This is a genomic window from Actinomadura napierensis, assembly GCF_039529375.1.
GTDB classification, from domain to species: Bacteria; Actinomycetota; Actinomycetes; order Streptosporangiales; family Streptosporangiaceae; genus Spirillospora; species Spirillospora napierensis.
The window spans coordinates 1-6236 of sequence record NZ_BAAAMR010000217.1; the positions used below are offsets into that span (position 1 = coordinate 1).

The following is a 6236-nucleotide window of genomic DNA, read 5'->3' on the forward strand; positions in this document are numbered from 1 at the left end:
CCCGGCGGCGCCGGCGGCGCGGCGCAGGTCCTCGGCGGAGGGGTCCTCGCCCAGCCCGGCGGCGACGATCACCGGGGCGGTGACGGCGCCCAGCGTGGGCAGCTTGGTGATCTCGCCGGGCTTGCCGGTGGCGCCGAGCGCGCCGAGCGCCGCGGCGAGCCTCCCGTCCATGGCGCGGTCGAGGTCCTCGGCGCCGGCGGCGGGGGCGGCACCGCCGTCCGCCGGGACGGCTCCGATCACGATGGCGTCGACGTCGAGGCCGGCCAGGTCTGCGCTGTCAAGTCCGATGCTCGTCACGTAGTCCGATGTTAGTCCTCCCGGTGACCGGTTTCGCCCTTTTGGATCAAGCATTGCCGGGCCCGGAACCTGCCGCTGCCTGCCGGGATCGCAGGGAGTGCGCCGCAACGGGCGCCCGGTGTCCGGCGTGACCGGGCGGCGGGGCGCGTGCGTGGCGATGGCGGCGCGGCAGGTGGCGGAAGGCCGGCGGTGTAACGCGTTCGTGCAGTTCAGCGCGGTGTGCGCAGGTTTTCGGGTGGCGTAACGCGCCCTCTATTCCCCTATTCCTATTGATTTAGTAGGTTTTGTCGGAACCTGCGCACGGCCTCCGCACGACCTCCGCGCCGTGCGTCCCGCGTGCCCGCCCACCACTGGAGAACCCATGTCCCTCGTGGAGAACCGCGCCGACGTCCCCGTGACGGTGGACGAGGCGCTCTGCATCGACGGCTGCACCCTGTGCATCGACGTCTGCCCGCTGGACGCGCTGGCCGTCCACCCGGAGACCGGCAAGGCGTACATGCACGTGGACGAGTGCTGGTACTGCGGGCCGTGCGCCGACCGCTGCCCGACCGGGGCCGTGACCGTCAACATGCCCTACCTGCTGCGCTGAAGGGCTCACCGACCGATGAACGCGAAGAACAGGACGCTGACCGCCGGCGCCGCCCTCCTGCCGCTGCTGGCCGGCTGCACGGTCGCGGGGAACGCCGCCGCCGGCGGCGGCTCCGGGCAGATCGTCGTGGGATACCAGTCCAAGACCATCAACACCGTCACCGCCGGGACGCTGCTGCGCTCGCTTGGCTCCTTCGAGAAGCGCCTCAAGGCGCTCGGGAAGCAGGACGGCACGAAGTACTCGGTCGTGTGGCGCGACTACGACACCGGCGCGCCGATCACCGCGCAGATGCTCGCCGGGAAGATCGACATCGGTTCGATGGGCGACTACCCGCTGCTGATCAACGGCTCGCGGGCGCAGGCGCAGGGCGGCGACGCGAAGACCTCGTGGGTGGCGGTGACCGGCTACAACATGCGCGGCTCGCTGAACGGCGTGGTCGTCGCCCCGGACTCCAAGGCGAAGACGCTGCGCGACCTCAAGGGCGAGACGGTCTCGACGAGCGTCGGCTCGGCCGGGCACGGCACGTTCGTCCAGGCGGCGCGCAAGTACGGGCTGGACCCGTCCAAGGACGTCAAGGTGGAGAACCAGCAGCCCACGGTCGGCGCGTCGGCGCTGCAGGCGGGCAGCGCGGCGGCGTTCGCGCAGTTCGTCGCCTGGCCCGGCCTGCTGGTGAACAAGGGGCAGGCCCGCCTGCTCTACGACGGCGGGCAGTTGAACGTGCCGACGTTCCACGGCGTGGTGGTGCGCAACCAGTTCGCCGGCAAGAACGGCAAGGTGCTGGACGCGTTCCTGCGCGCGCAGATCGACGCGACGAACTACCTGCACGCGCACCCGCTGGCGGCGGCCGAGTCGGTGGCGTCCACCACCGGGCTGCCCGCCGAGACCGTCTACCTCTACAACGGCGCGGGTGGCGTCGCCACCTTCGACACCACCATCAAGCAGGGGCTGAAGGACGCGTTCGTGCACGACGTGCCGTTCCTGAAGTCGATCGGGGTCATCCAGACGCCGCTGGACGTCGGGCCCTTCATCAACGACACCTACATCAGGAAGGCGTACGGCGAGTCCTACGACCGCGCCGCCGCGTCCACCGCCAACCCCGCCGCCATCACCGGAACCGACGAGGTGTGCAAGACCAAGGTGGACGACCCGGCGACAGCGGGCGAGGTGTGGGTTCAGGGCGAGGACGAGACGCGGCCCGTGGCCGACCCCGTCTGCCTGCTGAAGAACGTGCGCGCGCTACAGGGGCAGGGGAAGAAGCTCAGGGCCGTCTACATCCCCGACGCCACCACCGGGACCCGCTGGTTCGCCGACAAGGACGTCTGGGTCGAGGACCCGTCGGCGAAGGCGGGGCAGCGGTTCAAGCCGTTCGCGACGGACGAGGGCGCGCAGAAGTACGTCTCCGCCCGCTCCGGCGCCAAGGTCGTCACCTATGACGAGGCGGTGAGGAGCGCGTGAGCCGCCACCTCCGCTGGCCCGTCCGCATCGCGTCCCTCCTGGCCGCGGTCGCGGTGTGGCAGATGCTGACCGCCGCGAACGTGCGGCTGTGGGTGCGCTTCGACCGGTTCCCCGGCCCGGTGGACGTGCTGCACGAGTTCGGCCGCCAGATCGAGCACGCCCAGTACTGGCAGGACGTCGCGCAGAGCCTCGTCCGCATCCTCACCGGGTTCGCACTCGCCGCCGTCCTCGGCGTCGCGGCGGGCATCGCCACCGCCCGGTCGCGGTGGGCGGGCGACGTCCTGCAGCCGCTGTTCGAGGTCGCCCGGCCCATCCCGGCGATCGCGCTGGTGCCGGTCGCGATCCTGCTGTTCCCCGCGAACGAGCAGGGCATCGTGTTCATCACCTTCGCCGCCGCGTTCTTCCCCGTCCTCGTCGGCACCCGGCACGCGGTCAAGTCGCTCCCGGTCGTCTGGGAGGACGCGGTCCGCACGCTGGGCGGGAGCCGGACCCGGGTGCTGCTCGGGGTCGTCCTGCCGGGGATCCTGCCCGGGGTGTTCGGCGGCCTGTCCATCGGGATGGGCGTCGCGTGGATCTGCGTGATCTCCGCCGAGATGATCTCCGGCGACTTCGGCGTCGGCTACCGGACCTGGCAGGCGTACACGATCGTCGACTACCCCGGCGTGCTCGTCGGGATGGCCACCATCGGGCTGCTCGGCTACCTCACCTCCGCCGCCGTGGAGCTGACCGGCCGCCGGCTGACCCGCTGGCTGCCCGGGGAGGAGCGTTCGTCATGAGCGGACTCGAACTGCGCGCCGAGGACGTGACGCTCGGCTACGGCGGCCGGGCCGTCGTCACCGGGCTCGACCTGACCGCCGAGCCGGGCGAGATCCTCGCCGTGCTCGGACCGTCCGGCTGCGGCAAGTCCACGCTGCTGCGGGCGTTCGCGGGGCTGCTGCCCGCCACGTCCGGGCGGATCCTCGCGGGCGGTGAGCCCGTCACCGGGCCGTCCGCCGACCGCGCGCTGATGTTCCAGGACGACGCGCTGCTTCCCTGGCGGACCGCGCGCCGCAACGTCGAGCTCGCACTGGCGCTGCGCGGCGTAAGGCGGGCGGAGCGGCGCGCGGCGGCGGACCGCTGGCTGGAGCGGGTGGGCCTCGGCGACGCCGCCGGGCGGCTGCCCCGCGAGCTGTCCGGCGGGATGCGCCAGCGCGTCCAGCTCGCCCGCACCCTCGCCGCCGGGCCCCGCGCGATCCTCATGGACGAGCCGTTCGGCGCCCTGGACGCCCAGACCCGCGCGAGCATGCAGCGCCTGCTGCTCGACGTCATCGCCGACGCGCCCGCGACCGTCGTGTTCGTCACCCACGACGTGGACGAGGCGCTGCTGATCGGCCACCGCGTCGTCGTGCTCGGCGCGGGCGGCGCCACCGCGCGGTTCCCCGTGTCCCCGTCCCGCGAGGAGGTCCTCGCGGCGCTGGGCGCGCGCCCCGGGACGCGGGAGATCGAGACGAAGGAGACCGTGTGATGGAGATCCCCGCCGTGACCGAGCGGCGCGAGCTGAGCGCCGACGTGCTGGTGATCGGCGGCGGCACCGCCGGCACGATGGCCGCGATCACCGCCGCCGAGCACGGCGCGTCCGTGCTGCTGCTGGAGAAGGCGCACGTCCGGCACTCCGGGGCGCTCGCCATGGGCATGGACGGCGTCAACAACGCGGTCATCCCGGGCAAGGCCACGCCGGAGGACTACGTCGCCGAGATCACCCGCGCCAACGACGGCATCGTGAACCAGCGGACCGTCCACCAGACCGCGACGCGCGGGTTCGCCATGGTGAAGCGGCTCGAGAAGTACGGCGTGAAGTTCGAGAAGGACGAGCACGGCGAGTACGCCGTGCGCCGCGTCCACCGCTCCGGCTCCTACGTCCTGCCGATGCCCGAGGGCAAGGACGTCAAGAAGGTGCTCTACCGGGTGCTGCGGCAGCGCTCCATCCGGGAGAAGGTGACGATCGAGAACCGCGTCATGCCGGTGCGCGTCCTGACATCGGGCGGGCGCGCCGTCGGGGCGGTCGGGTTCGACACCCGCAGCGGCGAGTTCGTGACGGTGTCGGCCGGCGCGGTCATCCTGGCGACCGGCGCGTGCGGACGGCTCGGCCTGCCCGCGTCCGGCTACCTGTACGGGACGTACGAGAACCCGACCAACGCGGGCGACGGCTACGCCATGGCCTACCACGCGGGCGCCGAGCTGAGCGGCATCGAGTGCTTCCAGATCAACCCGCTCATCAAGGACTACAACGGGCCCGCGTGCGCCTACGTCGCCAACCCCTTCGGCGGCTACCAGGTCAACGCCGAGGGGACCCGGTTCGTCGACTGCGACTACTGGTCCGGGCAGATGATGTCCGAGGTCAAGCGGGAGATCGACTCCGCGCGCGGCCCGATCTACCTCAAGCTCACCCACCTGCCGGACGAGACGCTGACCGCCCTCGAAGGCATCCTGCACACCACCGAGCGGCCGACCCGCGGCACCTTCCACGCGGGCCGCGGCCACGACTACCGCACCCACGACGTGGAGATGCACATCTCCGAGATCGGGCTGTGCGGCGGGCACTCGGCGTCCGGCGTCTGGGTGGACGAGAACGCCCGCACCACCGTCCCCGGCCTGTACGCGGCGGGCGACCTGGCCTGCGTGCCGCACAACTACATGATCGGCGCGTTCGTCTTCGGCGATCTGGCGGGCGCGGACGCCTCCGCCAATCTCGGCACGCCGGGTGCGCTGCCGGAGGACCAGATCCGGGCCGCGCACGAGCTGATCTACCGGCCGCTGCGCCACCCGGACGGCCCGCCGCAGCCGCAGGTGGAGTACAAGCTGCGCCGGTTCGTCAACGACTACGTCGCGCCGCCCAAGACGCGGACCAGGCTCGACCTCGCCGTCGAGACGTTCGCGCGGATGGAGGCCGAGATCGCCGCGATGGGCGCGCGGACCCCGCACGAGCTGATGCGCTGCGCCGAGGTCACCTTCATCCGCGACTGCGCCGAGATGGCCGCCCGGTCGTCCCTCACCCGCACCGAGAGCCGCTGGGGCCTCTACCACGACCGCGCCGACCTGCCCGAACGCGACGACGCCGAGTGGATGTTCCACCTCAACCTGCGGCGCCGCGGCGACGGCGCGATGGAGTTCGTGAAGCGGCCGGTCGCCCCGTACCTCGTCCCCGTCGAGGAGTTCACCGTCCCGGACGGGGCCGAGCCGCAGGTGCTCGGCACGGCCACCTCCGCACCGGTCGCGGTCGCGCCCGGCCCGGCCGCGGGGACCCGTCCGGCGCCCGCGGTCGGACGGTCCCCGCGGCTACTGGAGCTGCAGCGGCTCGCCGAGACCGAGCCGGACGTCGGCGCGGTCGCCGCCTACCTGTCCGACCCGGACCCGAAGGTGCGGCGCGCCGCCGTCGCGACGCTCACCGAGGTCGTCCCGGACGGCGTCGCGGGCGCCCTCGCGTCCGCGCTCGCCGACGGGCACGGCTCGGTCCGGCACGCCGCGGCGACGGCGCTCCGCGAACTGGTCGAGGTCCTGCCGGCGACTTCGGAGGTGCGGGACGCGCTGACCGGCGCCCTCGGCGTCCCGGACGCGCAGGTGCGGGCGGCCGTCCTGGACGTCCTGCGGGCGCTGCGGCTCGGCACCGCGGAGCTGTTCGCCGGCGCGCTGGCCGATCCCGATCAGCGCGTCCGGCTGCAGGCCGTCCGCGGGCTCGTCGCGCACGACGCGGCGGACGGGGTCGCACGGGCGGCCGGCGACGCGTCCCGGGAAGTGCGGATCGCCATCGCGCACGGGCTCGGCACGATCGGCGACCCCGCCTCCGCCGGCGTCCTCGGCGGCCAGGTCGGCGGCGGCGACGACCTCCTGCGGGGCGCCGAGCTGGCGGCGTTCCCGG

Annotated in this window: 6 protein-coding genes; 5 read left to right on the top strand and 1 reads right to left on the bottom strand. The window is 73.2% G+C overall.

Going from position 1 to position 6236, the window contains the following annotated elements; genetic code table 11:
• On the bottom strand, positions 1-297 hold a 297-nt coding region (locus tag ABD296_RS48575; RefSeq protein ID WP_344285067.1), incomplete at its 3' end, for a M17 family peptidase N-terminal domain-containing protein.
• A 361-nt stretch (positions 298-658) separates the two neighbouring features.
• Here ABD296_RS48575 and ABD296_RS48580 point away from each other — a divergent pair.
• The 5 genes from ABD296_RS48580 to ABD296_RS48600 form a co-directional block, all read left to right on the top strand.
• Positions 659-886, top strand: coding sequence for a 4Fe-4S dicluster domain-containing protein (locus tag ABD296_RS48580; RefSeq protein ID WP_131763497.1), 228 nt, complete (start codon positions 659-661; stop codon positions 884-886).
• A 15-nt stretch (positions 887-901) separates the two neighbouring features.
• A complete protein-coding gene (locus ABD296_RS48585) occupies positions 902-2341 on the top strand; it encodes an ABC transporter substrate-binding protein (RefSeq protein ID WP_344285077.1) in 1440 nt (479 codons plus the stop codon).
• Positions 2338-3117 (top strand): ABC transporter permease, encoded by a 780-nt coding sequence (locus tag ABD296_RS48590; RefSeq protein WP_344285080.1) that lies wholly within the window; start codon positions 2338-2340, stop codon positions 3115-3117. The genes ABD296_RS48585 and ABD296_RS48590 overlap by 4 nt, the downstream gene beginning before the upstream one ends.
• The gene (locus ABD296_RS48595) at positions 3114-3845 is read left to right on the top strand and encodes an ABC transporter ATP-binding protein (protein WP_344285083.1); all 732 of its coding nucleotides are present in this window, start codon (positions 3114-3116) and stop codon (positions 3843-3845) included. The genes ABD296_RS48590 and ABD296_RS48595 overlap by 4 nt, the downstream gene beginning before the upstream one ends.
• A partial coding sequence (locus ABD296_RS48600; RefSeq protein ID WP_344285085.1) for a fumarate reductase/succinate dehydrogenase flavoprotein subunit occupies positions 3845-6236 on the top strand: 2392 nt, incomplete at its 3' end. The genes ABD296_RS48595 and ABD296_RS48600, both read left to right, overlap by 1 nt.

Coding starts and splice junctions, on each gene's coding strand:
- ABD296_RS48580 (WP_131763497.1), top strand. CDS start 659: ATGTCCCTCGTGGAGAACCGCGCCGACGTCCCCGTGACGGTGGACGAG.
- ABD296_RS48585 (WP_344285077.1), top strand. CDS start 902: ATGAACGCGAAGAACAGGACGCTGACCGCCGGCGCCGCCCTCCTGCCG.
- ABD296_RS48595 (WP_344285083.1), top strand. CDS start 3,114: ATGAGCGGACTCGAACTGCGCGCCGAGGACGTGACGCTCGGCTACGGC.